This is a genomic window from Nocardioides sp. AX2bis (genome assembly GCF_902506435.1).
GTDB lineage: Bacteria > Actinomycetota > Actinomycetes > Propionibacteriales > Nocardioidaceae > Nocardioides.
In genome coordinates this window covers 1-26743 of record NZ_LR733221.1, presented here as the reverse complement: position 1 = coordinate 26743, position 26743 = coordinate 1, and the positions used below count along the sequence as shown (strand labels likewise).

Here is a 26743-nt window from a genome sequence, read left to right as displayed (position 1 = left end):
CCCCCACACCTGCCCCACCTGCGTCGGCGCCACCCGCCAAGACCTCCGCGACATCCGCTGGCACCACGCCCACCTCCCCGACCACGCCGCCAACGCCGGCCACGACGGCCGCCTCCTCGCCGCCGCACCCATCCCCGGCGGCGACGCCCTCGTCGCCTACGCCCGCGCCGGCGCCGTCCTCGAGAACCTCCGCTGGTCCAAGACCCTCGACGACGACCACCACCCCGACGACGTCGTCCCCGTCCTGCTGCCCCTCGCGATCTGGGACACCGCCGCACGACGCCACCTCCAACACCAGCTGCCCGCCAGCGGACCCACCGTCGAGACCGTGATCGCCTACCTCGCCGACCACCTCACCGCCCTGGCCCAGGACCACGACTTCAACTGGCTGGCCATGGCCACCGACATGGGCGCCCTCGCCCGCCAGCTCGAGCGGCTGCTGCACGACGAGCGCGAGCCCGAGCGCGGCGTCCCGTGCTTCGAGTGCGGCGACCCTCTGGTCCGCCGGTTCGGGAAGCCCACCCCGTGTCGCCACGACACCCCGGCCCGCCGGCACCTCGACGTCGTACGCCGCGGCGCTCAGGAAGCCCGGGCCCGTCTCGACGTCCTCGCCACCTACCCCGAGCTCGGCCCGCCCACCTACGCCGACCACCGCGCCGCCCGCCGCACCCCCACCGGCGCAGAGCAGACCGCAGCCCGTCGCCCCTGCCACGCCTGCACCACCTCCCGGCTCGGCCAAGGCGGCATCGAAGACCCCACCGTCGGGCAGTCCTGGGAGTGCGAGGGCTGCCGCAAGCACTACGACGCCGGCGAATACGCCAACGCCGTACGCCGCCACCTCCTGACCGCCGGCCCGAACGGCGACGGATGGACCCACATCCAGATGGCCGCCGAAGCAGCCTCCACCCAGACCGGGATGGCCATCCCCGCCGCCACGGTGCGGAAGTGGATGGACCGCGAAAAGGTCTCCGGCTGTTGCCAGTGGCAGCCCGGGGTGACCTGGGGGCAGCGGCTGGTGTTCTGGCCCGACGTCGCCGACGAGGCCGCGGCCGCCGTCATCCGAGCCGAGGCAACCGAGCGGAAGCGCCTCGAGCGCGACCGCCAGATTCAGCAGCTCCAAAAGGCCGTGGCCGCGGGTGAGGATGTTGACGCGGCGGGTCGGCGGTTGGGTATTCACCCGTCGCGGGTGGCCGCGATCGAGGTCGAGTGGGACGCTGAGCGCCGCCGATCGAAGGAGAGCGCGTGAGCAAAGAACCGAGGCCACTTGGGGTGGGCGACTTTCTCGCGTTCGGAGCCGTCGGTGGATGCGCGTTTTTCTGCCTGGCAGCCTCGTTGGTCTCCGTCCTCGACCTCGACGCAAGCGACGCAGCTGCATGGGTAGGAGCTCTCGGCACTGCCTTCGCCTTCGCCGTCGCTGCGGTCGCGGCTCGAGCCGCCTGGGACGGCCTGCTCATTGAGAGGCAGCGGGATAGGCGCCTGGAGGACAACGAGCAGCGCGCCCAGGCAGCCAAGGTCGCGGTCTGGGCGGAGGATGAAGGCGCCCTCAAACTCGAATTCGGCGATATGGACCCCGGAACTCTCTTAAACGACTTGCTCGGTGTCAGGAGCATGACCGTTTATGTGCGGAACGCGTCTGATCTGCCAGTGCGGAATGCCCTGGTTTTTGCGCGCATCATTGGCCACGTCGGTGGACGTGCCTTCGAGGGGCCCTTCCTCCACAAGGTCCTGAAGGGTGGACTCGGCCCCGGCGTAACGCGGGAGGTAGAGCTGCAGGCGCCTGACCACCTGCGGTCACTCTTCTCGCCCCAGGATTCCCCACCGCATCGACGCCACTACTACTTCGCTCGCCCGTGCCTTCAGTTCACTGATGCGGAAGGAAGTATGTGGCATCGCGACAACGGTATTCTGAACAAGGGACGACTCGACCCTTCGCTCTTCGAGGATTGAACCCAGCCAACTAGCGCCACTTGACGCGCGAGGTAGTAGTGGTGTCTCATCTCCTCAAGAACCCGTCTGCCCACACGCTGGTGCACGCGGGTTCTTCTGCGTCCGGGAGGCGGTGACCCACAGGTGACGATGACCCCCGCTCGCACCTGGGTCGACGACCTCGAGCGCGAGCTCACCGGCATCGCCCACCCCCAGCCCAACGCAGCCGACGACCCCCGCTGGCAGACGCCCGGCACCCTGGCCGCGGCGCTGAACCCCAAGACGGCGCAGACGCCGGCCCTCGACCTGATCGACGCCGCGCTCCTCGACCTGATCAACACCCCCGACGGCCGGCTGATCATCACCCTGCCCCCGCAGGAGGGCAAGAGCACCCGGGTCGCGAAGGACTTCGTCCTCTGGGTCCTCAAGCACCGGCCCTGGACCCGCGTCGTCAGCGGCTCGTACGGCCAGAGCCTGGCCAACCGCAACGGCCGCGCGATCCGCAACACGATCAACCGCCACCCCGAGCTCGGCATGCGCATCGCCCTCGACAACGGGTCCGTCTCCGAGTGGCAGCTCCGCGGCGAAGTCGGCGGCGTGCTCTCGGTCGGCATCGGCGCCGGCGTCACCGGCATGCCCGCCGACATGCTGATCATCGACGACCCGATCAAGTCCCGGGCCGAGGCCGACTCCGAGGTCTTCCGCGAGCGCGTCTGGGACTGGTGGACCGAGGAAGCCTCGACCCGTCTCTCCCCTGGCGCCCCGGTCGTGCTGATCCTGACCCGGTGGCACGACGACGACCTCGCCGGCAGGCTCCTGGCCGCCGAGGACGGCCACCTCTGGACCGAACTGCGGATCCCCGCCGAGGCCGACCACGACCCCGAGCAGGGCGACGCCGACCCGCTGGGCCGCGAGCCCGGCGGGTTCCTGGAGTCCGCCCGCGGTCGCACCGCCGCGGCGTGGAAGGCGATCAAGACCCGCGTCGGGTCCCGCACCTGGCAGGCGCTCTACCAGGGCCGACCCTCGTCGGCCGGCGGCACGATCTTCCAGCGGACCTGGTGGCAGGAATACAACACCCCGGTCTGGCTCGACCGCGAGGACGGCACCCGCATCGTCACCGGCTTCGACGACCTCCTCGTCTCCTGGGACCTGACCTTCAAGGGCACCGACGGCGCCGACTACGTCGTCGGGCAGGTCTGGGGCCGACGCGGCGTCGACGCCTACCTTCTCGACCAGGTTCGCGCCCGCATGGACTTCCCGACCACCTGCCGCGCGGTCCGAACCCTGAACGCCCGGTGGCCCCAAGCGCTGCTGAACGTCGTCGAGGACAAGGCCAACGGCCCGGCGGTCCTCGCCGCGCTGCGCCGCACCGTGCCTGGCCTGGTCCCCGAGGAGCCGCAGGGTGGCAAAGAGGCACGCGCGGCCGCGGTGTCGCCGCTGGTCGAGTCGGCCAACGTGTGGCTGCCCTCGCCCGAGCTTGCCCCGTGGGTCGAGGACTTCGTCGAGGAGGCCGCGGCGTTCCCGACCGGGGCGCACGACGACCAGGTCGACGCCGCCTCGCAGGCCCTGAACCGGTTGATCCTGCAGCCGCTGCTCGCCGGGCAGGACCTCGGCGGCGGCACCGGCGTCGTCACGGCCGAGGACCTAGACCCGGCCCTGGTCGGCTTCGGCTTGTACATCCCCTAGGCAGACCGCCGCCTGCTGAAACACGCAACGCTGATGCTCGCCAGCAGCGACGCCACGCCCAGGAACCCTGCACTAACCGCGAGAGCATTTGTGGCGCGAAATCGTCTGCTGTCAGCCAGGGCAAGCAGCACGGTCGTGTCGCGCAGGTCGCTATAGCCTTCGATTGCCGCTGGAGTCTCCTCGCAGTACTCGTCGATCAGCTGCGCACGCTCGGCCGGCGCCTCACACCGGGCCAGTTGAACAGACCTGGATACGAAGGCGTCTGCGGTTGCCGCGTGTTCATGCATTCGCAGGAAAGTCCCAACGCACATGAAAACCGATATGGCGGCTGCGAAGGCGAAAACGCCACCAATCTCTCGAATCATGACTGAAGTTTGCTCACCGACGTCGACTCTTGGGAAGGACCCGCCATGCCCGACTGGATCCTCTCCGAGGCAGACGTCACCGAGGTCGGCACACCCGACACCGGCGTCCTGCAAGAGCAGCTGCGCGCCGAGCAGGAGAACAACCTCCTCCTCACCGAGTCCGTCGCCGACCTCCAGCTCGCGCTCGAGGACAAGGGCTGGCGCTCCATCGCCCACGCCGTCCAGGCCGACTTCACCCCCGAGGCCCGCAAGGCCCTCATCACCCTCTGCCGCACCATGGCCATCAGCAACCCGCTGATCAAGCGCGGCCTGCAGGTCCGCACCGGGTACGTGTGGGGCCAGGGCGTCCAGGTCCGCGCCCGCGCCGCCGGCGACGAGCAGGCCCAGGACGTCAACGCCGTCGTCCAGGGCTTCCTCGACGCGAACACCGCGACGCTGACCGGCGACGTCGCGCACGCCAAGCTCGAGCACGGCGTCGGCACCGACGGCAACGTCTACCTGACCTGCTTCACCAACCCCCTCACCGGCGCCGTGCAGGTCCGCACCGCGCTGGCCGAGGAAGTCGTCGACGTCATCACCAACCCCGACGACCGCGACGACCCTTGGTACTACGTCCGCCGCGTCGCGCAGCGCGTCGTCGAGCCCGGCACCGTCCGCGCCGACGGCAGCCGCCAGACCCGCACCCGCGCGCAGGTCGTGAAGGTCTTCCACCCCGCCGTCGGGTTCTGGCCCCGCACCCGACCCAAGACCATCGACGGCGCCACCGTGCGCTGGGACGCCCCGATCCTGCACGTCAAGGTCAACGAGGTCGCCGGGTGGCGCTTCGGCGTCCCCGACGTCTACGCCTCCATCGCCTGGGCCCGCTCCTACAAGGACTTCCTCGTCGACTGGGCCCAGCTGACCCGGTCGCTGTCGCAGTACGCCTGGCGCGCGACCGCCGGCAACGGGTCCCGGGCGCAGAAGCTCGCCGCGTCGCTGAACGCGCAGCGCCAGCCCGTCCCCGGAGTGCCCCCGATCGGTGCACCCGCCGAGCAGCAGGCCGGGCGGGCCGCGGTCGGGACCCCCGACGTGCACCTCGAGGCGATCCCGAAGTCCGGGGCGACCATCGACGCCGACTCCGGCCGCCCGCTTGCCGGCATGGCCGCCGCCGGGCTGGGTCTGCCGGTCACGATGCTGCTCGCCGACCCTGGCGTCACCGGCGCCCGTGCGGTGGCCGAGACCCTGGACCTGCCGACCATCCTGGAGATGGGCATGCGTCGGCTGATGTGGCAGTCGTCCCTGACCCGGCTGGTCGAGTACGTCATCGACCAGGCCGTGCTCGCCCCCCGCGGTGCGCTGCGCGGCAGCATGGCCCGTGACGACTGGGGCCGGCTGACGACGGTGCTGACCGGTGAGGTCGAGCGGACGCTGGACTGGGACTGGCCGCCGCTGGTGGACATCGACCCCGTCGCATTGATCAAGGCGATCGTCGAGGCGTCGGGTACGCAGCTGGTGCCGAAGCCGGTGCTGCTGCGGCTTCTGCTGAACGCGCTCGGGGTGAAGGACGTCGACGAGGTGATCGACGCGGTGACCGATGAGCAGGGTGACTTCATCGACCCGGAGGTCACCGCTGCGGCGGCTGCGGTCGAGGCTGCCCGCCGGGGCCGGACCAGCTGATGCCGGAGTACTACGCCGGCCCACAGCGCCTCGAGGAGCTGATAGCCGACGTGTTCAGCCCGATCGAGGACGTGGTCACCGAGGTCGAGCGCCTGTGCCGACGCGAGGCCGGTGCCGCGGAGTACTACCGGACCAACGCGCACCTGCAGTACCCCAACCACCCCTGGCTGCAGTTCGTCGCCACCGGGGAGGCCGAGCACCTCGGCTGGCCCCGCGACTACGTCGCACCGGCGTCACCGAGTCCGACCGCGCGCCACACCCGGCTCCCTGACTCACCGCCGCTCCCCTACGCGTGGGACCGCGTGGCCTGATGCCCACGCCGTACGAGGTCGAGCAGCAGCTCGCCGCCGAGCTCGACGGCCTCACCACCGCCCAGGAGCAGATCCTCATCGCCGCCTGGGCCGCGGCCTGGTCAGAGATCTCCGGCGACCTGACCGACACCCTCGCCGACCTGATGGACGACGGCACCGAGATCACCGCCGGCCTGATCGTCCGATCCCAGCGCCTCGCCACCGTGCTGGCCGGGATCGTCGACCGGCTCGAGGATCTCACCGAGGCCGCCGGCGTCACGATGACCCGCGACCTGGCCGCAGCCCTCGACCTCGGCGTCGACGCGACCGGGCGCCTCATCGCCGCACAGCTCGACGACCTCCCCAACGACGAGGGCGACGACCGAGCCGAGCTCTTCGACCGGACCGCCCGCCCCGTACCCGCCGCGCTCGAGGCGATCATCGAGCGCACCACGCAGCAGATCACCTCCGAGCTGCTCCCGGTCGCCGACGACACCTACGCGATCATCCAGCGCGAGCTGGTCCGCGGCATCGCAGTCGGCACAGGCCCCCGCGACACCGCCCAGCTGATGGTCGAGCGGGCCGAGGACCACTTCAACTTCGGGCTCAATCGGGCACTGACCATCGCGCGGACCGAGACCCTCGACGCCTACCGTGCCGCAGCGCAGGCCGCCGAGGAGCCGCACACCGAGGTGCTGGCCGGGTGGGCGTGGCTCGCGCACCTCGGGCCGCGCACGTGCCGATCGTGCCTGTCGATGCACGGCCAGGTCTTCGACCTCGACGTGACCGGTCCGAAAGACCACCAGCAGGGCCGCTGCTCGCGGTGCCCGCTGGTCCGCGGTCGCGACGGCGCCGACCCGGACACGTCGTGGATTCCCGACGCCGACGACCACTTCGCCTCGCTCACGCCCGAGCAGCAGACATCGCTGCTCGGCATCAAGGGCCGCGCGGCGTGGCAGGCCGGGGACTTCCCCCGCGAAGCGTGGACGAAGACGCGGCGCACCGATGGGTGGCGGGACTCGCAGGTCCCGGCGCCGGCGCCCGCTCGCGCTGCTGACTGAGCGTCAGACCCGGGGCGGGGGTAGCTTGCCGCGGCCCTCACGGATCCGGTCGGGGACGTAGGTCAGCGCGCCGCACCGCACGCACCGCTTCGTGGACTCGGCGCCCCGCTCGGTCGAGAGGTGCAGCTCGGTCATCGACCAGACGTGCTCGACGCAGCCGTCGCCCACCTCGTCGTCCACACCCACCCGTCGCACGCTACCCGCGCCCCACCCAGACCGGGAGGTCTCCGCCATGCCCAAGCCGCTCCGCGAGCTCGCACCGCTCACCGAGGCCGCAGCCGCCGAGGCCAAGAAGTCCGGCCGGATGCTCGTGCAGTTCATCAACCCCGGCTGGGGCTCCTCCGGCTACTACTCCCCCGCCGTCCTCGAGGCCGCCGCCACCGACGGCGTCATCCCCGCCGGCACCCACATGTACGCCGACCACCCCACCGAGGCCGAGGACATCGAGCGCCCCGTCCGCTCGATCAAGGACCTCATGGCCATCACCACCGAGGCCGCCTACCTCGCCGACGACGGCGCCCTGGTCGGCGAGGTCCAGGTCGTCCCCCAGTGGCGAGACCTCGTCGAGACCGTCAAGGACTCCATCGGTGTCTCCATCCGCGGCTCCGCGACCGACATCGTCGAGGGCGAGGCCGACGGGCGCCGCGGCGGCATCATCGAGGGCCTCGTCGCCCCGGTGATGTCCGTCGACTTCGTGACCCGCGCCGGTCGCGGCGGCCGCGTCCTGTCGCTGCTCGAGTCCGCGGCTGCGAACCGCCGCGCGGTCCGCCATGGCGTCGCCGAGGCCACCGTCAACGACACCCGCGAGGCCCTGCAGAACGTCCTGCGCGACACCTACTCCGGCGAGAACACCTGGGTCTGGGTCCGCGACTTCGACGACGAGACCGTCTGGTTCGAGCTCGAGACCGACGGCGACGGGTCCGGCATCTACGGCCAGGGCTACACCACCGGCGCTGACGACCAGGTCGTCTCGCTGACCGGCGACCGGACCGAGGTCCGCGTCACCACCACCTACGTCCCGGTCCGGCCGGGCGGCACCACCACCTCCGCCACCAGCACGACCACCGAGGAGTCCAAGGAGGACACCATGCCCCAGATCGAGGAGGCGCGCCTGCGCCAGCTCGAGGCGGACGCCGGCCGGGTGACCGCGCTCGAGTCCGAGCGTGACACCGAGAAGGCCCGCGCCGACCAGGCCGAGAACGCGCTGGCCGAGTCCCGGCGCACCGACGCCGCCCGGAAGGTCCTCGTCGAGCACGAGGCCACCTTCACCCAGCTCGAGGCCCGCGGCCTGCTCGCGGACCTCCCCGTCGCCGAGGACGGCTCCCTGGACGCGGACGCGTTCAAGACCGCCGTCGACACCGCCGTCGCGGAGTCCCGCGCCGCCTCCGGTGAGGGCCGCGTGACCGGCAACGGCACCGTCACCGACCAGCCCACCGCCCAGGAGAGCGCCCGCCCGCGGCGCAACGCCTTCGGCCGCGAGATCAAGGAGAACTGACCATGGGCATCGAGACCTACCGCAACGCCGACTTCCTGGCGCTCCCGGTCCCCGCCGGCACCAAGTCCGGCGCCCCCCTCCGCATCGGCGGCGCCACCGGGCTCAACGTCGTCGCGACCACCGACCGGGCCAACACCTCGGTCGCCCCGCGCAACGCCGACGGGTCCGTCAACGGCACCTACAACTACGGCGGCGGCAACGTCGACGGCCAGGCGTCCTGCGTCCTCGTCGGCGCCCACCCGTTCGTCGTCGACTTCGCGGTCGCCAACGTCCTGGACCCCATCTACATCACGGGCGCCAACGCGCTCTCGGCCGACGCGACGGGCAACACCCTGTACGGCCACGCCCTCACCACCAAGGCCGCGCCCAGCGGGCCGCTGACCGTTCGCATCGCGAACTGATCGGGGACTGACCATGACGATCGAGCTGCTCACCGGCAAGGCCGCGGCCGAGGCCGGCGGCGAGTCCGACTTCGCCGGCTACCGCAACCCGCGGGCCTTCCGCATCAAGGAGAGCCTCGCCGAGGACGCCACCACCCGGCTGTCCGAGGCCTTCTCCAACACCTGGGGCTCCGACGTGCGCCTCGCCGAGGCGTTCACGACCTCCGACTTCAAGCTCGCGGCGTTCGCCGAGCTCGACCAGGAGCTGCAGTCCCAGTACGAGGCGCTGCCCTCGACCTGGGACCAGTACACCGACACCACCACGGTCCGCGACTTCCGCCCCAAGCGGCTCAAGTCGCGCGGCCGGGCGACCGTCGGCCTGGCCCGGGTGCCCGAGCACACCGAATACCCCGCCGACGACCAGCGCTACTTCTCGGAGTACGCCATCAGCGTCGCGAAGTACGGGCGCCGCAAGGCGATCACCTGGGAGGCCTGGATCAACAACGAGGCCGTCCAGGAGCTCGAGGACATGCCCGCCGAGCTGTCCGAGCAGGCCCGCGAGACCGAGATGATCGCCGCGGTCTCGAACCTCCTGCTGGTCGACCCGAAGACCAACGAGGCCTCCGACGTCAACACGACGTTCTTCAAGACGGCCAACGGCAACGCCCCCACGTCGCTGCCGCTGACCCGCGACAACCTCAAGGCCGTGCTCGACGGCATGGCCGTCCGTAAGGACCCGGGCACCAAGCGCAGCATCGCCCGCCCCGAGGTCGTCGTGGTCATCCCGAAGGCACTGGAGTCGCAGATGACCTCCATCCTCCGGCCGATCGAGGTGCGCCGCACCGTGGACGGGGTCGAGACGATCGAGGGCAACGAGTTCTCCGCGCTGTCCTACGTCGTCGAGCCGATGCTCGACTTCGTCAACAAGAACACCAAGGCCGCGACGACCTGGTTCGTCGTGCCCAAGCCGGGCAGCGCCCGGCCGGCGCTGTGGACGGCGAAGCTCGCCGGCCACGAGACCCCGGACCTGCGCGTGAAGGCCGACGGCGGCCAGCGCGTGGGCGGCGGCGACGTGTCGCCGCTGGAGGGCTCGTTCGAGGTCGACGACATCCAGTACCGGTGCCGTCACATCGTGGGCAACCAGACGGCCGACGCGCTGTTCACGTACGCCTCGCGCGGCGCCTGACCCACCGCACCACCCAGCACGACCCGCAGCACCCGAGAGGAGACGGACCATGCCCGAGGACACCACGCCGACACGCATGGTCCGTCTCCTGCTCAACGACGTCGCGCCCAACGAGCACGACCAGGTCTTCACCTCCGAGGAGATTGCCGACTTCCTCGCCCTCGAGGGCGGGTCGGTCAAGCGGGCCGCGGCCCAGGCGATCGACACGAACGCCGACAACGAGCTGCTCGCCTCCAAGGTCCTCACCGACCACCAGATCAGCACCGACGGCGCGAAGCTTGCCGACTCGATGCGGAAGCGCGCGGCCGCGCTCCGGGCCCAGGCCGACCGCGAGGAGACCAAGGCCGTCGAGGACAGCGACGACGGGTTCTTCTTCGGTGTCGTCAACGTCGTGTCCGGCCCGGACCCGCACGGCTGGTACGTCTGATGCCTCGCCCGCGCCGCTCTTACGGACGGACCGGCACCCGGGTCATCCCCACCACGTGGGCCGCCGAGCACGCCGACGTGCTGGCCACCACCTACGCCTCGACCGTCCGCATCGGCCCGCTCGGCGGCACCCGCTGGAACAGCGAGACGAAGGCATCCGAGGCCGTCCCCGCGGACACGGTGTACGCCGGCGCGGCCTCGATCACCCCCTCGGCCGACAACGGCGCGATCAGCGACGTCGTCGACGACCCCACCTCGGCCCGCGCCTACGAGGTCAAGCTCCCCGCCGACGTGGCCGGGATCGACCCCGAGGCGCACCACGTGTGGGTCGACGACTGCCCCGACGCCGACCTGGTCGGCCGCCGCTTGTCCGTGCAGTCCGTCGAGCGCGGCGAGCGCCGCTTCTCCCGGGTCCTGCAGACCACCCTCGACGGCTGAGCAGGAGGCACCTCGTGGCGACCATCGACCTGTCCGAGGTCCACGCCCTGGCCCGCGACATCCAGTCCAACGCCGACCGCGTCGAGCCCCAGGCCCGCCGCATCGTGGCCGAGACCGCGTTCTCCGTGGCCGGCCTCGCCCAGGTCCTGGCACCCGTCGACCTCGGCACGTTGAAGAACAGCATCGGCGCCGACGTCGACGGCCTGTCCTTCGAGGCCGGCCCCACCGTGGAGTACGGCGGCTGGGTCGAGGAGGGCACGGACGGGCCGTACGAGATCCACGAGCCCTGGGGCTGGGACAACGTCGTGGTCATGCACCCCGGGAACGCCCCGCAGCCCTACATGGGCCCCGCGTTCGACCAGCGCATCGACCTGGCCGTCAACGACTTCGCCGACCTCGGCGACGACATCCTGCGGTGACCTGATGACCGTCTCCCGGCTCGTCGTCGCCAAGGCCCTCATGGCCCGCCTCGACGGCATCACCTGGGCCACCGCCCACCTCGGCGCGATCGACACCGCCAAGGCGCGTCCGGTCGACGCCGACGGCCGGGTCTCCCCGTACGTCGTGCTCTACCCCGGCCTCGGCCGCGTCCGCGACGCCGAGGACACCGTCACCGGCTCGAGCAGCGCCGACCTGGCCCTGCTGTTCCAGCTGACCTGCGTGGCTGGTGTCGCGGACGCGCTGCTCGACCTCTTCGATGCCGTCCACGACCAGGTCCATCTCTGGTCGCCCGGCATCGCGGGCATCGGTGGCGGCCGGTTCCGGACCCCGCCCGGGTACGACCCGGGCCCGATGCGGCGCAACGACCAGGCGAACCCGCCGCGGTTCTGGTCGCCGATGCAGTACCAGCTCGACACCACCAGCTGACCGTCCGCTCCCCCGGCTGGTCGCTGCCTCTCGCTCCCTGGGCACCTTCCCCGGCCCAGGGCCGCCGCGCGACCGCGCGTGCCCGCCCCGCCCGACAAGCACCGAGGAGAACCCCATGTCCATGGACGGCAAGGTCGCCGCGTTCTCGACCCGCACCGGGCGAGCCACGCGCGTGCCCCCGCACTACCTCGATCACCCAGTGCTCTCCGAGCAGTACTCCGCCGAGCCCGTGGTCGGCACCGAGGACCAGCGCCCCACCACGTCGTGGAACAACGACCGGATCCGCGACTGGGCCGACGAGCACGGCATCGAGCTGCCCGAGGACGCCACCAAGGCCCAGATGCTCGACGTCGTCGACGACTTCCGCAGTTGGGCGGGCGACGGGCCGAGCGCCCCCACCTCCACCACCGACCCGGCCGGCACCCCGCCGACCGACCAGACCCCGGCCTGACGGGGAGAGGAGCACCACCATGCCCAAGTCCCTGACCGACGGCCACATCAAGCTGGCCTGGCTCACCGAGCGACCCGTCGACCCCAACCGCCCCACCGTCGCCGAGCTCAACGCCGGCATCGGCGGCCCCAAGGGCATCGGCGACTACGTCCTCCTCTCGGACTGGACCTTCGGGCCCACCGACTCCGAGGTGATCAACGAGCGCGCCGTTTCCGACGCCGGCTCCGCCAACGCCTTCGGCATGGGCAACTACGCCGCCGGCATGACCGTCTTTCGCTACTTCGACGCCGACACCGGCAAGGTCGACGAGGTCGAGGACCTCCTCTTCCAGACCGTGAAGGTCAAGGGCACCCCGGCGTGGGCCTACATGCGGGAGACCGGCCAGGACGAGTCCGAGGCCTGGACGCCGGCGGACGAGCTCTACTTCGGCGCCGAGGTCACCACCGACTCCCCCCAGCGCCCGGGCGAGGGCGGCAACATCAAGCGCCGCGTCCCGCTGCAGGTCGCGAAGGGCTACCCGAACTGCGAGGTCGCCGCCGGGGTCTGACCCGGCCGCACCTGGCACTGAGCCCGGTGGCGGCGCGGTCGGAGGTCCACGCCGTCACCGGTTCCACCCGCACCACCCACCTCCGACCTCCACCACCTCCGACCCCGCAGGAGCGACACCATGAGCACCAGCACCGACCAGCACCCCCTTGGCACCCCCGGCGGCACCGACACCACCGCGGTCCCCGACCTGACCCCCTCGATCGTCGACACCATCCTCAACCTCGATGACTTCCTCTCCGGCGACGTCCGCCTCGCCGAGCGGTCCGCCCTCTTCGCCCTCCGCCCCGACCTCGAGGCCCGCATCGAGGAGCTCGACACCGAGCTCTTCGGACTCACCGACTCCCGCGGCAACGTGCTCGGCACTGGTGAGGTCGACGCCGAGGCCACCGTCTCGACCGGCACCGGCACCCAGCGGGCCTTCGAGGTCGCCCGCGAGCTGCTCGCGGTGCAGCAGGAGTACGCCAGGTCGTTCGTCTCTGTGCGCATGCGGCAGATGGACTCCGACGCCTGGCCCGCGCTGAAGAAGAAGCACGAGCGCGCCATCGAGACGATGCGCACGGAGAAGACGTTCGGCAAGGACCTGGCCGACGCCCTGATCCTGGCGTGCGCCATCCGCCCGATCTTCACGCCGGAGCAGCTCGCGGCGTTCCGCAAGCGGGTCGGTGACCCGGTCATGCAGACGCTGGCCGGCACCGCCTGGGGCGTGTGCGAGAGCTCGGGTGTCTCGGTCCCAAAATCGCAACTCTCCTCGCTCGTCCTGAAGCGTCAGGAGCACGCCGCGAACTGAGGCTCGCCCGGGACCTCGCGGTCCCGCCGTCGCAGCTGCGTGGGGCACCGACGGTGACGACCTACCTCTACGACGAGGCCACCGGGCGGGTGGCCAGCACGGTGACGTCGTCGCCGTGGACCGACGAGGACCGTGCACTGCTGCTCGCTCTCGCGTCGTACGAGGAGTCGCTGTGCGCCTGCGGTGAACCGCGGGCGCTCGCACACCACCCGGACAACGACGGCTGGTACCACGTCGAGACCGAAGCCGAGCACGGCGCGGCTGTCTGCCACGCCTGCGGCGCGATCGAGCACTGGCGCTCGGAAACGAAGGCCGGCGACGTGCCCGCGGGCCTGATCCCGGTACTCGTGCACGACCGGGACTACGAGGCCAAGCCGCTCCCGCCCGGCCGCTGACCTGCCAGAACCCACCCGGTTGATCAGTGACACGACGACGTCGAGAGGACGGTGACCGCGATGACCTCGACCGTCCGCTCGGTCACCGTCCGCATGAACGCCGAAGTCGGCAAGTACATCGCCGACATGAAGGCCGCCGGCGCGGCGACCGACTCGGCCTTCGACAAGGCGTCGGTCGGTCTGGCGTCGACGAACCGCGAGCTGGGCGTAACCCGCAACCGGCTGGCCGACGTGACCGCCGGTGCGCAGGGCGCCAACACGTCCCTGACCGGCATGTCCCGCGGCACCGCTGGGCTGCAGCGAGACGTCACAGGCCTCGACCGTGGCCTGGGCAGCCTGGACCGGTCCACCAAGAACGTCGACTCCTCCATCAACCAGCTCACCGGACGGCTGCGCCTGGTCGCTGACCTCACCGCGGTCCTCGGCCCTGGCCTGATCCCGATCGCCGCGGTCGGTGTGCCCGCTCTGGCCGGCATGAACGCGCAGCTGACGTCCATGGTCCTGGCCGGTGGCGCGGTCGCGATCGCGATGCAGGGCGTGCCCGACGCGATTGGCGCCGTCGCGGCGTACGACCTCGAGCCCACCGCAGCGAACCTCGAGGCCGCCCAGGCCGCCTTGGGCAAGCTGGGCCCGGACGCTCTGGCCTTCGTGGGCGCCTTCCGCGAGTTCCGCCCCGTCCTAGGCGACATCCGTGACGCCACCGCCGCCGGCATCTTCCCCGGCCTGGTGCAGTCCCTCGACAACCTCGAGGAGCGCGGCCCGCTCGCGGCCAAGATCATGCGCGACGTCGGCCAGGCCGTCGGCGACGCGGCCGCCACCAGCACCGCCTCGCTGGCCTCGGACCGGTGGACCGGGTTCTTCGACTACCTGCGCCAGCAGGCACCCGAGTCGATCGCCAAGACCACCCGGACCCTGGGCGACCTCGGCCACGGCGTCGCCGAGCTGATCATGTCCCTCGACCCCGGCGCTGACCGGTTCGAGTCCTGGCTCGGCCGCGTCGCTGACGGCTTCGACGACTGGGCATCCTCGGATGCCGGGCGCCGCGATGTCGAGCAGTTCCTCGACTACGCCGCCAAGAACGGCCCCAAGGTCGAGGCCGCCTTCGTCGCCACCGCGGACGCCCTCACCGATGTCGTCCAGGCCGGCGCCCCGCTCGGCGGGTACGTGCTCGACGGGCTGACCGGTGTCCTCAAGGTCGCCGGCGCGATCGCGGACTCCGACCTCGGCACCCCGCTGCTCGCCGCAGCGGCCGGGCTCGCCGTCTACAACCGCGGCCTCAAGGTCACCCAGGCCGTCGGAGCGACCGCCCTCGGGGGCCGGTTCAGCGCCTGGTCGAAGGACGTCAAGACCAGCATCCCGACCCTGGGCCAGTTCGGCACCGTGATGGCCACTGCCGGGCAGTCCGCGCAGTACACCACCGACAAGACGAACGCCGCCCGCGCCTCGGTCGGCGGGTTCATCCGCCAGGTCGGCCCCGGCGCGGCAGTCGTCGGCGGTCTCGCCCTGGCCACCACCGGCCTGGGCGACAAGCTCGGCGTCACCAACACCGCCTCGCTGGCCCTCATGGGCACCATGGGCGGACCCTGGGGCGTCGCGATCGGCGCTGGCGTCGGTGCGACCCTCGACCTGGCCGCCGCCAACGACGACCTCGCCGCCGCCATGGACAACGCCCGCGAGGCCGCCGAGACCGGCACGCTCGAGCAGATGCGGGCGGCCTACGATCAGCTCGACTCCACCATCTCGAACGCAAACTGGATCTCGGACGCGACCGGCAAGACTGCCTCGGCCCGCAACGAGCTCGACGCGCTGGGCCGCTCGATCGACAACTTCGAGGCCGGCGCCGTCGGGGGTGGCGAATCCCTGGCCGCCCTCCTTGGTCCCGCGTCTGGGGTGAGCCGCCAGATGCAGATCGCGGCGCAGTCTGTCGAGCAGTTCGCCGCGTCCTTCGCTGGCCTGAACTCGGCCCTCGACCGGTCTGGGTCCCTGATCAACTACGAGCAGGCCCTCGACGACCTCACGGACTCCATCAAGGAGAACGGCAACGCCTGGAACGCCGGCACCGATGCCGGCCGAGCCAACCTTGCGGCCCGCAACGCCCTGGTCGGCCGTGCCATTGAGCGCTCCAACACTCTCAAGGAGGCCGGTGACGCCCTCGGCGCGCAGCGGATCCTGACCCGCGCGATCAGCGACCTCCGCGAGTTCGGCAACGCCTCCCCCGAGGCCCGCGCCGCCATGAAGTTCCTCATCGACGAGCTGCGGGACCTCAACGGCCGCGAGGCCAACCCGAAGCTCGACCTCGACGACAAGGGCTTCCGGGGCAAGAGCCGTGGGGCGAAGAACGACCTCGAGGTCCTCGACGGGTCGACCGCGATCCCTGGTGTCGGTCTCGAGGGCGGGGAGTTCACCCGGAACTACCGCCGTACCCGCGGTGACCTCACCAGCCTGGACGCGTTCTTCGCCGTCCCGAAGGCCGGGCTGAACGACAGTCCCTTCATGGGGATTCAGCGTGGCGTGGTGGGCCTGCTGCGCTCCCTGGACGGCACCACCGCGACGCCCCGCGCCAACCTTCTCGACCAGGCATCCGGGCCCGCGCGCTCGATCCAGGCCGCCATCAACTCGATCCCGGCGTTCAAGAACAGCACCGTCACCGTCACCACCATCCGCGAGACCATCAACCGGGTCTCCAACGTCGTCACCAACTCCGTGCGCGGCCTCTTCGGTGACCGCGGCCTGTTCCTCCCCGACGTCCGGGCCTACGCCGCCGGTGGCATGGACCGCGCCGACTCCCACATCCCGGAGTTCGCGGGCCCCGGCCCGACCCGGGTGTGGCGTGAGCCCGAGACCGGCGGGGAGTCCTACATCCCGCACGCCGACGACCACCGCCGGCCCCGCGCGAAGGCCATCACCGAGGCCACGGTCGCGCTGTTCGGCGGCCAGGTCGAGTGGTACGCCGAGGGCGGCATGAACGGTGCCGCTGACCGGGCTGCTCGCGGGCTCGGTGCGACCCGCTCCTTCGACCGTGGCGACGCAGCACGGGCCAACCGGGACGCCGTCAACGGGCTCCGCGAGCTGGCCCGCGCCTCCGGGGGTGCCAAGGAGGCCCTGAAGAAGGAGCAGGCACAGCGCGAGCGTCTGACCCAGGCCCGGTCCCAGGTCATCTCCACCGCCCGCGACGGGCTGCGCAGCGACCTCTTCGGCGCCACCGACTCCCCGTGGGGCTCGATGAGCCCGTTCGGGACGCTGCGGGGCGACATCGAGGCCGGTAAGGACTACGAGCAGGCGGTCCGGAAGCTGCGGCGCATGGGCCTCGACGAGGACGCGCTGGCCGCGGGCGCCGGGACGCTCGAGTCGGCGCGGTACCTCGCCGGGCTCGGCAAGCGTCGGGTCCGCGAGTTCGAGGACCTGTACGACCGTCGGGAGCGGGTCACGAACCAGGCCGCGAAGCTCGCGGGGAACGCGGCGTACGGCCCGGAGCTGCGGGAGACCAACAAGCGGATCGATCGGCTCACGAGGGCGGTCAAGGACGCCGACAAGGGCAACCGTGAGGGCCACCGCGAGTCGGGCAACCGCACCGCGCGGGCCCTGGACGGGGCGGCGAACAAGGCGCGGCGTCGCGCATCTGGACCAGGAGGGAGGCCGCTGTGAGCGATTCGACCGCGACCCTGACGTGGGGCGACCTGGACCTCGACGAGGTCGGCACCCCCGGCGCGACGTACGAGATCGTGGCGCTGGCCACCGAGGGTGAGGGCCTGGAACTGGGCAACCCGGTCCCGGTCGAGGTGTCGCTGCGGTCGCTGCTGCAGGACGGCTCGATCGTGTTCTCTCAGGGCCACGACAACCGCGAGCCCAAGATCGTGATCCGGGTCACCGGCGCCACCGGGGACGCCCTAGCCCAGGCCGAGTCCGCGCTGATGCGGCAGGTCGGCCGGCCAAGGGTGAACCTGACCTGGCGGTCGGTGACACCGTTCGTGGTGCCCGGGGTCTTCGAGGTCGTCACCTCGTCCCTGGACTACGACTACGTCCCCGACCGCGAGCACGCCCTGTCGCGGCTCTACGTGATCCGTCTGGTCTGCCTGCCCTGGGTCCGGTCCCAGGACCTGGTTGTGTCCTCGGCTCCGGTCCCGCCTCGAGACGGCGCCGGCGACCTGGTGGAGCCGGTCTTCGTGGTGCTCGACGACGGGTCGTCCACGGCCCGGTGGTCTTCCACCACCGGCGCCCCGTACACGGTCGGGAACGGCACCGCGGTCTCGGACGGTGGGCGCAACAGCGCCGACCTGATCTACAGCGCACCGGCACCCATGGACGCCACAGCGACTCCGTACCTGGTGCTCGACTTCAAGGTGCGCGCCGGTTCGCAGACGGTCAACCCGAAGTCGCTCACGGTCAAGATCGACGGGGCCACGGTCCCGGTGCAGTCCACGTCACCCTCGCTGTTCGCCACCTACACACGCGTGCTGGTCCCAGCACCGGCCACGTTCCGCACGGTGCAGCTCGTGGCCGCGTTCGCGAGCCGCGACCAGGAGCTGATCGTCACCAACCTCGCCCGGGGGTCCTTCCCTCCCTCGGCCGGCACCGACCGCCAGACCTTCCGCCGGCTCCCCATCCGTGGGTCGGTGCGCACTCAGGGCTCCCTGCGCGTCGAGCACGACACCGACGCCCTCGGCGACGTCCTCGTCTACACGTGGGCCGACGACGGGTCCTCCTACCTGCCCCCGCTGTCGTCCTACCGCCCCGGCACCCCGCTCGCCGTGACCGGGACCGTGTCCGGATCCGCCGACAACCTCGACACCCCCGCGGTCTTCGACGCCCCCGCCGCAGCCCTGCCCGACGGCGACTACCACCTCGTCATCCGGGCCCGCTCGGCCACGACCGGAGTCGTGCCCCTGGTCGTCACCGTCGAGACCCAGATCGGTGGCACCACCCTCGACTCGACGGTCTCCACCGCCACCGTCGACGTCACCTTCGACGCCGTCGACACCTTCGAGATCGCACCCCTGCTGTCGCTGACGCTGCCCACCGTCCGTCTGGCCAACCCCGGTGCCGCCGTCGTACGCCTCACCGTTGCCGCCGCCGACCCGGTCACCGCAGCAGTCGACCTCGACGAGGCATGGGTGTTCAACACCAGCATCGGGTCGCTGACCCAGGTCGGATGCGGAACCGGCGCCCCCACCCCGGGCGGGCCGTCGCGCCGGTGCTGGATCAAGCCCGAGACCGTCGCCGAGAAGCCCACGATCCTCCGCGGCGACGCACCTGACGCCTCGGACGCCTTCTACGCCGCCGCCGGGGTGGGCGGGTCCATCGACTCCGTCGGCACCCACGAGCTGCGGCCGGACGCGATGAACGTCTTCACCGTCACCACCGGCACGGGCATCGACTCCCCGGCCTCCACGGAGGTGGAGTACTACCCCCGCTGGCACACCCACCCGGTGACCTGATGGGTCAGCCGCCGCAGCTGCGCGTCAACGGGACCTGGCTCTCCCACCAATACGCCTGGGGCGAGGTGAAGTGGTCCACCCGCTGGCCCGGAGGGGACAACGAGGTCACGTGGGCCATGGACCCGGGCCTGGCCACCCGCCTGCCGGAGAACGCCCTCGTCGAGGTCATGGACGGCCACTTCCCGCTGGCTGCCGGGCAGGTCTTCGAACCGCCGTCGGGGGTCGACGGCCAGGACGGCACCTACACCGCGATCGGCCTGAGCCGCGTCGCCGAGGGGTTCCAGGCACTCAACGTGGCCGGGAACGCCACCACCAACATCCACAAGGCTGTGGACCCGGCCATCCTCCGCGGCTGGGCCGTCACCCGCGCCTCCAGCGTGCCCGCCCTCATCCTCACCGACTCCGAGCTCTCCGAGAGACTGAGCGCCCTCTCGGTGCTCCTCGACGCCGCCGCAGTCGAGGCCGACCTCACCTGGCACGTTGGCCCCGACCGTGCCCTGCGGTTCTCCCCCACTCCCACCGTCCCCGACTACCTGCTGCGCCCCGGCCTGGTCGACCTGGCCCCGGCCTCGGCGGACTTCGCGCGGACCGTCGTGGTGCGCTACGTCAACCCCGACGGCGAGTACGCCTCGGTCTTCGCCCCCGCCCCCCTCGGTGCCGGCGCACCCGAGCGCCCCGAGGACGTCACCATCCTCGGCCCGATCCCGACCGCTCGCGCGCAACGCATCGCTGATGGGCTCCTGGCTCAGGTCCGCTCCCCGGGCTGGACCGGTGCGCTCGATGTGCAGCCCGGTGACCTGACGACCCCGGGCGGCCAGGACGCGGACCTGCGCCGGGTCCGGGCCGGGCAGATGGTGCGCCTGCACGGGCTCGCTGCCGACGCGGCGTTGCTCGGTGGGCGGACCTACCTGGACGTGGTCCTCGGTGCGACGGGGTACGACACGGCCACCGGCCTGGGCACGATCACCCCGATCAACGCCGCGGCGAGCGGGTTCATCGCCAATCTTGCCGCCACGTTCGCCAGCAAGCGCCGCTGAACCCCTGCTGACCCCGCTCCTTCACCTGCTGCCCCGTCAGGAGACCACCTGTGTCTGGATTCGCCGACCTCCCCGAGAAGGCCCAGCCCTGCCTGGGCAAGTACCCCGCGAAGGCCACCGCCGGCGCCAGCTGGGAGTTCGTCGCCGCCGGCCCCGACTTCTACGACGCCGACGACGAGGCTGTCGACTTCACCGACACCACCGGGGTCTGTGTCCTGGTCGACGCCGACGGCAACGAGCTCGCGACCTTCGACTACGAGGGCCGTGTCGGGGAGGTCGTCGTCTCCCTCGAGGAGTCGGAGACCGCCACCCTCGGGTCCGGGCCGGAGCGGCGCTGCAGGTGGTCGCTCGCCATCAGCGACGGCACCGACACCGTCCAGGTCTGGGCTCGCGCCGAGTCCCCCTTCATCATCCGCGAGAGCTGAGGAGCCACCTGATGCCGTACATCAGCCAGAACAGCGTGCCGCGCGGACCGAAGGGCAAGCCGGGTGGTCAGGGCGCGGACGGGACCGACGGAGAGCGCGGCCCGGCGGGGTACAACGCGACGGGTGCGGCCGAGGACCAGGAGACGCTCGCGGCCTACGTCGTGCAGGACGCCGACCCGAACCCGTTCGGTGAGGCGCTCCTGGGCCGGTTCGCGCGGTACGACACGGATCCTGACGGAACGCTGGTCATCGTGACCGGCGACTCCGGGGGCGATGGCGGCGACACCGGCGGCGGGGACCCCGGCACGGGTGGGTCGTTCGATGACGCCGCCGCGACCTCTGCGTTCCTCGCGGCGGTGGACTTCTGATGGCCGTCTGGGACGAGATCGCCGACCGCCTCAACACCCTGTGGACGGGCAAGGCCAACGCCGGCGACCTGACGGGCAAGGTCAGCCTGTCCGAGCTCGAGGAGCGGGTCCAGGACATCGTCGGGGCCATGCTCGTCTCGGGTGGGTCGCTGACCCTGGCCTACGACGACGCGACCGGCAAGGTCACGCTCACCGCGCCCGCCGGGTCCGGGACGGACGTCGAGGCCATCCGGGACACGATCGGCGCGGCCCTGGTCGGCGCGCAGGGTGTGACGGTCGCGATCAACGACGCCGCCGACACCATCACCGTCGGCATCTCCGGGCTGACCATCTCGCAGATCACCAACCTGCAGACCGCCCTCGACGCGAAGCTCACGACGCCCGCGGGCGGCACCGACGGTCAGGTGCTCACCAGGACCAGCAGCGGGTACACGTGGACGACTCCCGCAACGGGCGGTGGCACCACGCCGACCCTCGACGCCCGCGGCGCCTGGCAGCCCCTCACCCTCGTCGCGTCGCTCACCGCGGACCCGGCCTACCCCGTCCCCGCGGTGCGGCTCGACCGGTCCGACATGGTCCGCTTCCGAGGCGTGGTCTCCGCCAACGCCACCATCAACGGCCAGGCGACCTCGACCACCGACACTGGGACAGTGCTGTTCAACCTGCCGGCCTCGTGCCGCCCCGGCGGCCGCGTCGGACTTGCGTGGCCGGGCGTCGGCGTCGGGTCGAAGGGGTTGTGGATCATGCCCAACGGCGACGTCAGGTTCGGCGCCGGCACCCTGGTCGCGGGCAACGTCATGCCCCTCGAGGGCCTCACCTACCCGCTGTGAGGCCCTGATGCCCGACGTGGACGTGCGGACCTACGCCGACCTCCAGGCCGCCTGTGACGCGTCCTCGCTGAACGGGACCACCGTCGTCGTCCCGACCGGCGTAGTCATCGACTCCCCCCAGATCTTCTGCGACTCCCGCCTCACACTGCGAGTCGACGGCCGGATCAACCGCACCGACGCCGGCAACACCGGGGCGGGCGGGGCCATGTTCCGAAACCGCAACACCTCGCTCAAGACCAACGACTGCCACTTCTTCGGCAAGGGCTCGGTCGGCGCCAAGACGTCCTACACCGACCCCGTCACCGGCCACACCCGCTACGACCAGACCGGCATCGTGTTCAGCAACTACGGCGACCGCAACGTCTGGACCGACATCGGCATCGACAAGTGGGACGGCGGCCAGGCGTGGGCCATCCGTGGCGACGACCTCGTCATCCGGCGGACCTCTGCTCGAGGGTGCGCCGAAGCCACCGGCAACGGCGGCATGAGGCTCATCGGCGGGGCTCGCTTCCGGGCCTACTCCTGCGACGTCTGGTCCGGCGACGACGTCTACCAACCCGTCCCCTCCCCCAGCACCGACCACACCATCACCGACGCCAAGTTCATCAACTGCGTCGGCGGGTCCACCGACGCCCGGTTCATGGTCGTCGGCATCCAGGCCGGGTCCGGAGAGACGCTCCAACCCGGGACGCCGATGACGTGCTCAGTCGAGGACGTCGAGTGGCGCAACTGCCACGGCCACGGCTCGATCATGGGCGTCGTCCTGCAGAACTTCTCCTCCACCGGCCGCATCCACAACATGCGCTTCACGGGCTGCTCGGTGCAGTCCTCGCGCCAGTACGCCGGAACCAACGGCGCCCGTGTCCTGGGCCAGGAGTTCTACACGACCGCCCTCCACCCGGACGGTTCGGTCACGGGCGGGGTCGACGGCATCCACGGCGATATCACCTGGTGGAACCGCCAGGCCGCCACCTTGATGAACCCCGGCGGCCGCGGACCCGTCACGGGCGTCGACGTCGCGCTCACCGAACGCGCCGACCCCTACTGGTTCCCCAACCTCGCCCCCACGCAGACCCCGCGCGCGGCCTTCGCCGCCTGAGCACCAGGAGACCCCGATGACCCGCACGCGCGTCGTGTCCGAGACAGACCTCGCCGAGAAGGTCACCGAGCAGTTCGTCGAGACCGCCGAGGTCACCGACATCAAGGAAGGACCCCGACTCCTCGCGACCAAGAGGATGACCGCGCCCTACCTGAACCGGTGGGACGCCGCAATCGCCGAGGTGAAGGCCGGCACCCGCGACGCGAAGCTCCTCACCGTCGGTGACTCCACCACCGCCGGCGTGGGCGGTGGCACCGAGGCCACCTACGTCCAGCAGCAGGGCTACCCCTCCGAGCTCGCCGCGCTCCTGAACGAGGGCCTCGTCCCGGCCGCCGACGGCCTCCAGATCCCCCGCGCCACCTCCGCCGGCACCCCCAACGACACCCGCTGGACTCGTGGCACCGGCTGGGTCAAGGGCGACACCGCGGACACCGCCCTCACCTCCTACATAGGGTTCGGCGGCCGCGGCAACAACTACTACGCCCCCTTCGACGCCGCTGGTGTCCTCACCTTCAACGACCCCCGCATCAACGCCGACCGGTTCGACGTCTACTACCTCACCACCACCGGAGACGGGGCCACCTTCACCGCCCAGGCCACCGGCGGAGCCGCCTCGGCCGCGATCGCGACCGGCGCCCAGGCCGCGAAGGGCATCGCCAAGGTCACCATCTCCGCGGCCGCGGCCATCACGACCAACGTCGTCACCATCGACCCGGGCGGCGCCGCCGGCCAGGTCTTCATCGTGGGCATCGAGCCCTGGCTCTCCACCCGCCGCCAGGTCCGCGTCGCCAACGCCGGCGCCTCCGGATCCAAGGCCTTCTCGTGGGCCGCCTACTCCTCCGGCTCCGCCTCCAACACCTGGAACGCGCTCGCCTCGATCAAGGCCTACGCCCCAGACCTGACCATCATCGACCTCGGCATCAACGACGCCGACCCCGCCGGTCTCACCGACCCCAACGGGTTCGACCCGCTCCTGCAGTCGGTCATCAACGCCGCCCTCGTTTCCGGCGACGTCATCCTCAAGACCTTCATCCCCGTCGCTGGCCGCGAGGCCCACCAGGACCTCCTGGCTGCCAAGATCCGCGCCCACGACCTGCCCCTGATCGACATCTACTCCGTGTGGGACACCGGCGCGAAGGCCAACGCCGCCGAGCTGGTCAACCCCGACCTGATCCACGCCAACGCCGCCGGCTACGAGGTCGTTGCCAACTACGTCTACGCCGCCCTCACCCGTAGGCCCGCGGAGAAGCCCGCCCAGCAGACCAAGGCCACCGCCCTGTGGACCATCGACGGCCCCGCCGGGACCGACAGGACGCTCGCGTTCGCCACCGACGGGGTGTCGCGGTGGCTGCTCCGCACCACCAGCGGCGCCGAGACCGGGGCCAACGCGGGCTCCGACCTCGTCATCGTCCGCCGCGCTGACAACGGCGCCGCTCTGGGGACCGTGGTCACCGTCTACCGCTCCAACGGCCGCGCGGTCCTCGGCGCCGGCGTCGACGTCGGGACCGACCCTGGCACCGGCACCAGGTGGGGAACCGACCGGCTGAACAAGCAGGCCTGGTGGGGCGCGGCCGCGGTCACGCAGCCGGCTGCCATCCCGAACACGTCGGGCGCCGACCTCGCGTCGCTCGAGGCCGAGGTGAACAAGCTCAAGGCGCTCGTGCGCACCCTCGGCTTCATGGCGACCTGACCGAGCAGGCGTTCAGGACATCGGGACAATCAAGTCAGCATGAGACGGGTGTTCGCAGTCGCACCAGTACTCGTGACCCATGCCGCCGTCGACGCTGAACGCGCACACTGCCGGCTCTGACGGGTCGGGCTCCGTCTGACCCTGCCACCAGCGTTGTCCAGGCACCCTCCGCGGAGGCTGGTTCCCTACCCGGGCGTGCTCGCACTCCGGGCATTTGCGCGGGCCCTCACCGCCCTGATTCTCCGGCGGGGTGACGTCGGTGGGCGGCCGGCCCTGCGTGACCCTCATGAGCGAACGCTACCGCCGGAAGCGGCGGTTGCTCTCCCAACGGTTGCCTCGGGGAGGGATACTGCACGGCGTGACGCGGGACGCAGCAACCTCTCCTCGATCTCAGGCACCCCGCGCCCGGACGAACTACCAGCGGGGGACGGCCCAGCGACGCCCCGTTGGCCCTCACGGCAGCGACACCGGCCAGCTCGAGCCCCCCGCGCCCTCTCGCTGGACCTCCGATGGGCTCAAGCTCCGCCAGCTGGTGGTTCTCTACGCCGCGCTGACCACAATCCCGCAACTTCTGGACCGGCTGATCGTGGGCCGCGAGTACGACCTGGCGGTGCAGTACGGCGAGGTCGAGAACCCACAGATCGTGACCTACGTCGGTGCAGCTATCTCGGTCGTGCTGGTCGGCGCCAGCGTCCTGATCCTCGGAAAGCTGCTCCGCAGGGTGCTTCTCCGACCCTCGCTGCTGGCGTTGGCGCTCATTACAATCGTTCTGTCACTGCTGGTCTTCCACGGCGCAGACGGCATCACGCTCCCGTTCGTCGCGGTCAACCTGGTTGCGTTCGCCGCACTCTCCACGCTCCGACCAGACCTCTCTGACCTACGCGTCTTCGCGCACGTCGGTGCTGTCATCGCGGTCGGCTCGATTCTGCTGGCCGTGATCAGCCCTGAGATCGCCTACCGCTCCGGCTCGTTGGGCGGCGTGGACACCAAAGCCATCATCGGCACAGGCATCCTCGCCGGCCCCTACCCGAGCTCGAACAACCTCGGCATGAGCATGGCTTTGGCGCTTCCCTTCGTGTTCCTGATCCCGGGTCGCAAACTCAGGGCCTTCGAGCTCGCCGCCATGGCGCTGGCGCTGATCATGTCGGCGTCACGATCGTCGATCGCTGCTGTTCTCGCGGCCGGCCTCGCCATCCTCATCCTGAAAGGCGTGCGCGCTGGGATCGAGCGGCGCGTGGCCTACCAGTTCGGCATGGTCGTGGTTGGGCTGATCGCCGCCCTCACGCCTTGGTTCGTGACCTCGCGGGGCCTCTTCACCAACCGTGGCGCCATCTGGATCGGGTCGCGGGAGCTGCTCATCGAGCGCGATTGGCTTGCCGGAGTAGGCACGGCGGCCTACGCGTTGGAAGGCAGCGTGAACCAGGCATCGGGTGTGTTGGCTCCCGGGGGGCACAACGTGCTGCTCCACTACTGGGTCGTCGCCGGCCTGCCCGGGCTGGTGGCGATGGCAGTACTCCTGCTCGCCATCATGCGGGCCGGGCAGTGGTCCCTGGAGACGTCGCTCGTTCCGGCCGGGTTCGTACTGACTCTGATGGTGTTGGCGGCAGTCGAGATGCCCCTGCGCCCGGACTTCATCATCGCTCCTGCCTGGGTTGCGGCGCCGGCGGTTGCAGTGTTGCTCGCCGCTGCGAAGCAGGAACGACTTGACCGTCTGGCCTTGTCCCCGCGCCTCGACTGGCAGCGGCGTTCCCGCCGTCAGGTGTGACTCCCAGGGCCCAGGCCGACACTTGGTGACGACGCTCCAGGTCCTCTCCTCCTAGAGCAGCCGATTGCAGGTAGAGGCGCGCGCTCGCTGCGGGTCAAGCCGTCACACCCGCAATCCGGCTGACACGGCTCCCCCG

General features: G+C 71.2%; 28 protein-coding genes. 26 read left to right on the top strand and 2 right to left on the bottom strand.

The genetic code is table 11. The features are described from left to right. The 3 genes from GV155_RS19345 to terL form a co-directional block, all read left to right on the top strand. On the top strand, positions 1-1246 hold a 1246-nt coding region (locus GV155_RS19345), incomplete at its 5' end, for a hypothetical protein (protein ID WP_160011772.1). Continuing rightward, the gene (locus GV155_RS19340) at positions 1243-1947 is read left to right on the top strand and encodes a hypothetical protein (RefSeq protein ID WP_160011770.1); all 705 of its coding nucleotides are present in this window, start codon (positions 1243-1245) and stop codon (positions 1945-1947) included. The genes GV155_RS19345 and GV155_RS19340, both read left to right, overlap by 4 nt. 129 nt (positions 1948-2076) lie before the next feature. After that, the gene (gene terL, locus GV155_RS19335) at positions 2077-3612 is read left to right on the top strand and encodes a phage terminase large subunit (RefSeq protein WP_160011774.1); all 1536 of its coding nucleotides are present in this window, start codon (positions 2077-2079) and stop codon (positions 3610-3612) included. Here terL and GV155_RS19330 read toward each other — a convergent pair. Continuing rightward, positions 3609-3977, bottom strand: coding sequence for a hypothetical protein (locus GV155_RS19330; protein ID WP_160011768.1), 369 nt, complete (start codon positions 3975-3977; stop codon positions 3609-3611). The two genes, terL and GV155_RS19330, sit on opposite strands and share 4 nt — an antisense overlap. A 45-nt stretch (positions 3978-4022) precedes the next feature. On the opposite strand from GV155_RS19330, the gene GV155_RS19325 reads away from it, so the two are divergent. Genes GV155_RS19325 through GV155_RS19315 form a run of 3 tightly spaced genes read left to right on the top strand, consistent with a single transcriptional unit; the run spans position 4023 to position 6984 of the window. Further along, positions 4023-5633, top strand: a complete 1611-nt coding sequence (locus GV155_RS19325) for a hypothetical protein (protein WP_160011766.1) — start codon at positions 4023-4025, stop codon at positions 5631-5633. Continuing rightward, the gene (locus GV155_RS19320; RefSeq protein ID WP_160011764.1) at positions 5633-5944 is read left to right on the top strand and encodes a hypothetical protein; all 312 of its coding nucleotides are present in this window, start codon (positions 5633-5635) and stop codon (positions 5942-5944) included. The genes GV155_RS19325 and GV155_RS19320 overlap by 1 nt, the downstream gene beginning before the upstream one ends. Next, entirely contained in the window at positions 5944-6984 is a 1041-nt protein-coding gene (locus GV155_RS19315) for a phage minor head protein (RefSeq protein ID WP_160011762.1), read from the top strand. The genes GV155_RS19320 and GV155_RS19315 overlap by 1 nt, the downstream gene beginning before the upstream one ends. A 3-nt stretch (positions 6985-6987) precedes the next feature. Here the strand turns inward: GV155_RS19315 and GV155_RS19310 are convergent, their stop codons facing one another. After that, positions 6988-7170 (bottom strand): hypothetical protein, encoded by a 183-nt coding sequence (locus GV155_RS19310; RefSeq protein WP_160011760.1) that lies wholly within the window; start codon positions 7168-7170, stop codon positions 6988-6990. A 46-nt stretch (positions 7171-7216) separates the two neighbouring features. Between GV155_RS19310 and GV155_RS19305 the strand changes: the two genes are divergently transcribed. The 20 genes from GV155_RS19305 (at position 7217) to GV155_RS19210 (ending at position 26607) form a co-directional block, all read left to right on the top strand. Next, the gene (locus tag GV155_RS19305) at positions 7217-8479 is read left to right on the top strand and encodes a hypothetical protein (RefSeq protein WP_160011758.1); all 1263 of its coding nucleotides are present in this window, start codon (positions 7217-7219) and stop codon (positions 8477-8479) included. A gap of 2 nt (positions 8480-8481) precedes the next feature. Then, a complete protein-coding gene (locus GV155_RS19300) occupies positions 8482-8880 on the top strand; it encodes a hypothetical protein (protein ID WP_160011756.1) in 399 nt (132 codons plus the stop codon). 13 nt (positions 8881-8893) lie between these two features. Beyond that, positions 8894-10045 (top strand): phage major capsid protein, encoded by a 1152-nt coding sequence (locus tag GV155_RS19295; RefSeq protein WP_160011754.1) that lies wholly within the window; start codon positions 8894-8896, stop codon positions 10043-10045. A 49-nt stretch (positions 10046-10094) separates the two neighbouring features. After that, positions 10095-10472 carry a hypothetical protein gene (locus GV155_RS19290; RefSeq protein ID WP_160011752.1) on the top strand — a complete coding sequence of 126 codons (378 nt, stop codon included), beginning with the start codon at positions 10095-10097 and terminating at the stop codon, positions 10470-10472. Continuing rightward, on the top strand, positions 10472-10909 hold the full coding sequence (locus GV155_RS19285) for a DUF6093 family protein (protein ID WP_160011750.1): 438 nt from the start codon (positions 10472-10474) through the stop codon (positions 10907-10909). Before GV155_RS19290 ends, GV155_RS19285 begins: the two co-directional genes overlap by 1 nt. 14 nt (positions 10910-10923) lie before the next feature. Beyond that, on the top strand, positions 10924-11328 hold the full coding sequence (locus GV155_RS19280) for an HK97 gp10 family phage protein (RefSeq protein ID WP_160011748.1): 405 nt from the start codon (positions 10924-10926) through the stop codon (positions 11326-11328). 4 nt (positions 11329-11332) lie between these two features. Then, a complete protein-coding gene (locus tag GV155_RS19275) occupies positions 11333-11776 on the top strand; it encodes a hypothetical protein (RefSeq protein ID WP_160011746.1) in 444 nt (147 codons plus the stop codon). A gap of 115 nt (positions 11777-11891) precedes the next feature. Then, entirely contained in the window at positions 11892-12227 is a 336-nt protein-coding gene (locus GV155_RS19270; RefSeq protein ID WP_160011744.1) for an Ish1 domain-containing protein, read from the top strand. A 19-nt stretch (positions 12228-12246) separates the two neighbouring features. Further along, on the top strand, positions 12247-12774 hold the full coding sequence (locus GV155_RS19265; RefSeq protein WP_160011742.1) for a phage tail tube protein: 528 nt from the start codon (positions 12247-12249) through the stop codon (positions 12772-12774). 120 nt (positions 12775-12894) lie between these two features. Next, positions 12895-13563, top strand: a complete 669-nt coding sequence (locus GV155_RS19260) for a hypothetical protein (RefSeq protein WP_160011740.1) — start codon at positions 12895-12897, stop codon at positions 13561-13563. A 53-nt stretch (positions 13564-13616) separates the two neighbouring features. Then, entirely contained in the window at positions 13617-13958 is a 342-nt protein-coding gene (locus tag GV155_RS19255; protein WP_160011738.1) for a hypothetical protein, read from the top strand. Positions 13959-14018: 60 nt separating this feature from the next. Beyond that, complete coding sequence (locus tag GV155_RS19250) at positions 14019-17603, top strand: hypothetical protein (RefSeq protein ID WP_160011736.1); 3585 nt, start codon at positions 14019-14021, stop codon at positions 17601-17603. Continuing rightward, complete coding sequence (locus GV155_RS19245; protein WP_160011734.1) at positions 17600-19393, top strand: hypothetical protein; 1794 nt, start codon at positions 17600-17602, stop codon at positions 19391-19393. The genes GV155_RS19250 and GV155_RS19245 overlap by 4 nt, the downstream gene beginning before the upstream one ends. Beyond that, the gene (locus tag GV155_RS19240) at positions 19393-20430 is read left to right on the top strand and encodes a hypothetical protein (RefSeq protein WP_160011732.1); all 1038 of its coding nucleotides are present in this window, start codon (positions 19393-19395) and stop codon (positions 20428-20430) included. Before GV155_RS19245 ends, GV155_RS19240 begins: the two co-directional genes overlap by 1 nt. Before the next feature lie 50 nt (positions 20431-20480). Then, positions 20481-20855: a hypothetical protein gene (locus GV155_RS19235; RefSeq protein ID WP_160011730.1), complete on the top strand. Its 375-nt coding sequence runs from the start codon at positions 20481-20483 to the stop codon at positions 20853-20855. A gap of 11 nt (positions 20856-20866) precedes the next feature. Continuing rightward, on the top strand, positions 20867-21223 hold the full coding sequence (locus GV155_RS19230) for a hypothetical protein (protein ID WP_160011728.1): 357 nt from the start codon (positions 20867-20869) through the stop codon (positions 21221-21223). Further along, the gene (locus tag GV155_RS19225; protein WP_160011726.1) at positions 21223-22053 is read left to right on the top strand and encodes a hypothetical protein; all 831 of its coding nucleotides are present in this window, start codon (positions 21223-21225) and stop codon (positions 22051-22053) included. Before GV155_RS19230 ends, GV155_RS19225 begins: the two co-directional genes overlap by 1 nt. Before the next feature lie 7 nt (positions 22054-22060). Next, on the top strand, positions 22061-23152 hold the full coding sequence (locus GV155_RS19220) for a hypothetical protein (RefSeq protein WP_160011724.1): 1092 nt from the start codon (positions 22061-22063) through the stop codon (positions 23150-23152). Positions 23153-23168: 16 nt separating this feature from the next. Next, positions 23169-24842, top strand: coding sequence for an SGNH/GDSL hydrolase family protein (locus GV155_RS19215; RefSeq protein ID WP_160011722.1), 1674 nt, complete (start codon positions 23169-23171; stop codon positions 24840-24842). Positions 24843-25374: 532 nt separating this feature from the next. After that, positions 25375-26607 carry an O-antigen ligase family protein gene (locus GV155_RS19210; RefSeq protein ID WP_160011720.1) on the top strand — a complete coding sequence of 411 codons (1233 nt, stop codon included), beginning with the start codon at positions 25375-25377 and terminating at the stop codon, positions 26605-26607. Positions 26608-26743 lie beyond the last annotated feature (136 nt).

Excerpts from the sequence above, each read along its gene's own strand:
- terL (WP_160011774.1), top strand. The coding sequence starts at position 2,077 with ATGACCCCCGCTCGCACCTGGGTCGACGACCTCGAGCGCGAGCTCACC.
- GV155_RS19330 (WP_160011768.1), bottom strand. The coding sequence starts at position 3,977 with ATGATTCGAGAGATTGGTGGCGTTTTCGCCTTCGCAGCCGCCATATCG.
- GV155_RS19325 (WP_160011766.1), top strand. The coding sequence starts at position 4,023 with ATGCCCGACTGGATCCTCTCCGAGGCAGACGTCACCGAGGTCGGCACA.
- GV155_RS19320 (WP_160011764.1), top strand. The coding sequence starts at position 5,633 with ATGCCGGAGTACTACGCCGGCCCACAGCGCCTCGAGGAGCTGATAGCC.
- GV155_RS19315 (WP_160011762.1), top strand. The coding sequence starts at position 5,944 with ATGCCCACGCCGTACGAGGTCGAGCAGCAGCTCGCCGCCGAGCTCGAC.
- GV155_RS19305 (WP_160011758.1), top strand. The coding sequence starts at position 7,217 with ATGCCCAAGCCGCTCCGCGAGCTCGCACCGCTCACCGAGGCCGCAGCC.
- GV155_RS19300 (WP_160011756.1), top strand. The coding sequence starts at position 8,482 with ATGGGCATCGAGACCTACCGCAACGCCGACTTCCTGGCGCTCCCGGTC.
- GV155_RS19295 (WP_160011754.1), top strand. The coding sequence starts at position 8,894 with ATGACGATCGAGCTGCTCACCGGCAAGGCCGCGGCCGAGGCCGGCGGC.
- GV155_RS19290 (WP_160011752.1), top strand. The coding sequence starts at position 10,095 with ATGCCCGAGGACACCACGCCGACACGCATGGTCCGTCTCCTGCTCAAC.
- GV155_RS19285 (WP_160011750.1), top strand. The coding sequence starts at position 10,472 with ATGCCTCGCCCGCGCCGCTCTTACGGACGGACCGGCACCCGGGTCATC.
- GV155_RS19275 (WP_160011746.1), top strand. The coding sequence starts at position 11,333 with ATGACCGTCTCCCGGCTCGTCGTCGCCAAGGCCCTCATGGCCCGCCTC.
- GV155_RS19270 (WP_160011744.1), top strand. The coding sequence starts at position 11,892 with ATGTCCATGGACGGCAAGGTCGCCGCGTTCTCGACCCGCACCGGGCGA.
- GV155_RS19265 (WP_160011742.1), top strand. The coding sequence starts at position 12,247 with ATGCCCAAGTCCCTGACCGACGGCCACATCAAGCTGGCCTGGCTCACC.
- GV155_RS19260 (WP_160011740.1), top strand. The coding sequence starts at position 12,895 with ATGAGCACCAGCACCGACCAGCACCCCCTTGGCACCCCCGGCGGCACC.
- GV155_RS19250 (WP_160011736.1), top strand. The coding sequence starts at position 14,019 with ATGACCTCGACCGTCCGCTCGGTCACCGTCCGCATGAACGCCGAAGTC.
- GV155_RS19240 (WP_160011732.1), top strand. The coding sequence starts at position 19,393 with ATGGGTCAGCCGCCGCAGCTGCGCGTCAACGGGACCTGGCTCTCCCAC.
- GV155_RS19230 (WP_160011728.1), top strand. The coding sequence starts at position 20,867 with ATGCCGTACATCAGCCAGAACAGCGTGCCGCGCGGACCGAAGGGCAAG.
- GV155_RS19225 (WP_160011726.1), top strand. The coding sequence starts at position 21,223 with ATGGCCGTCTGGGACGAGATCGCCGACCGCCTCAACACCCTGTGGACG.
- GV155_RS19220 (WP_160011724.1), top strand. The coding sequence starts at position 22,061 with ATGCCCGACGTGGACGTGCGGACCTACGCCGACCTCCAGGCCGCCTGT.
- GV155_RS19215 (WP_160011722.1), top strand. The coding sequence starts at position 23,169 with ATGACCCGCACGCGCGTCGTGTCCGAGACAGACCTCGCCGAGAAGGTC.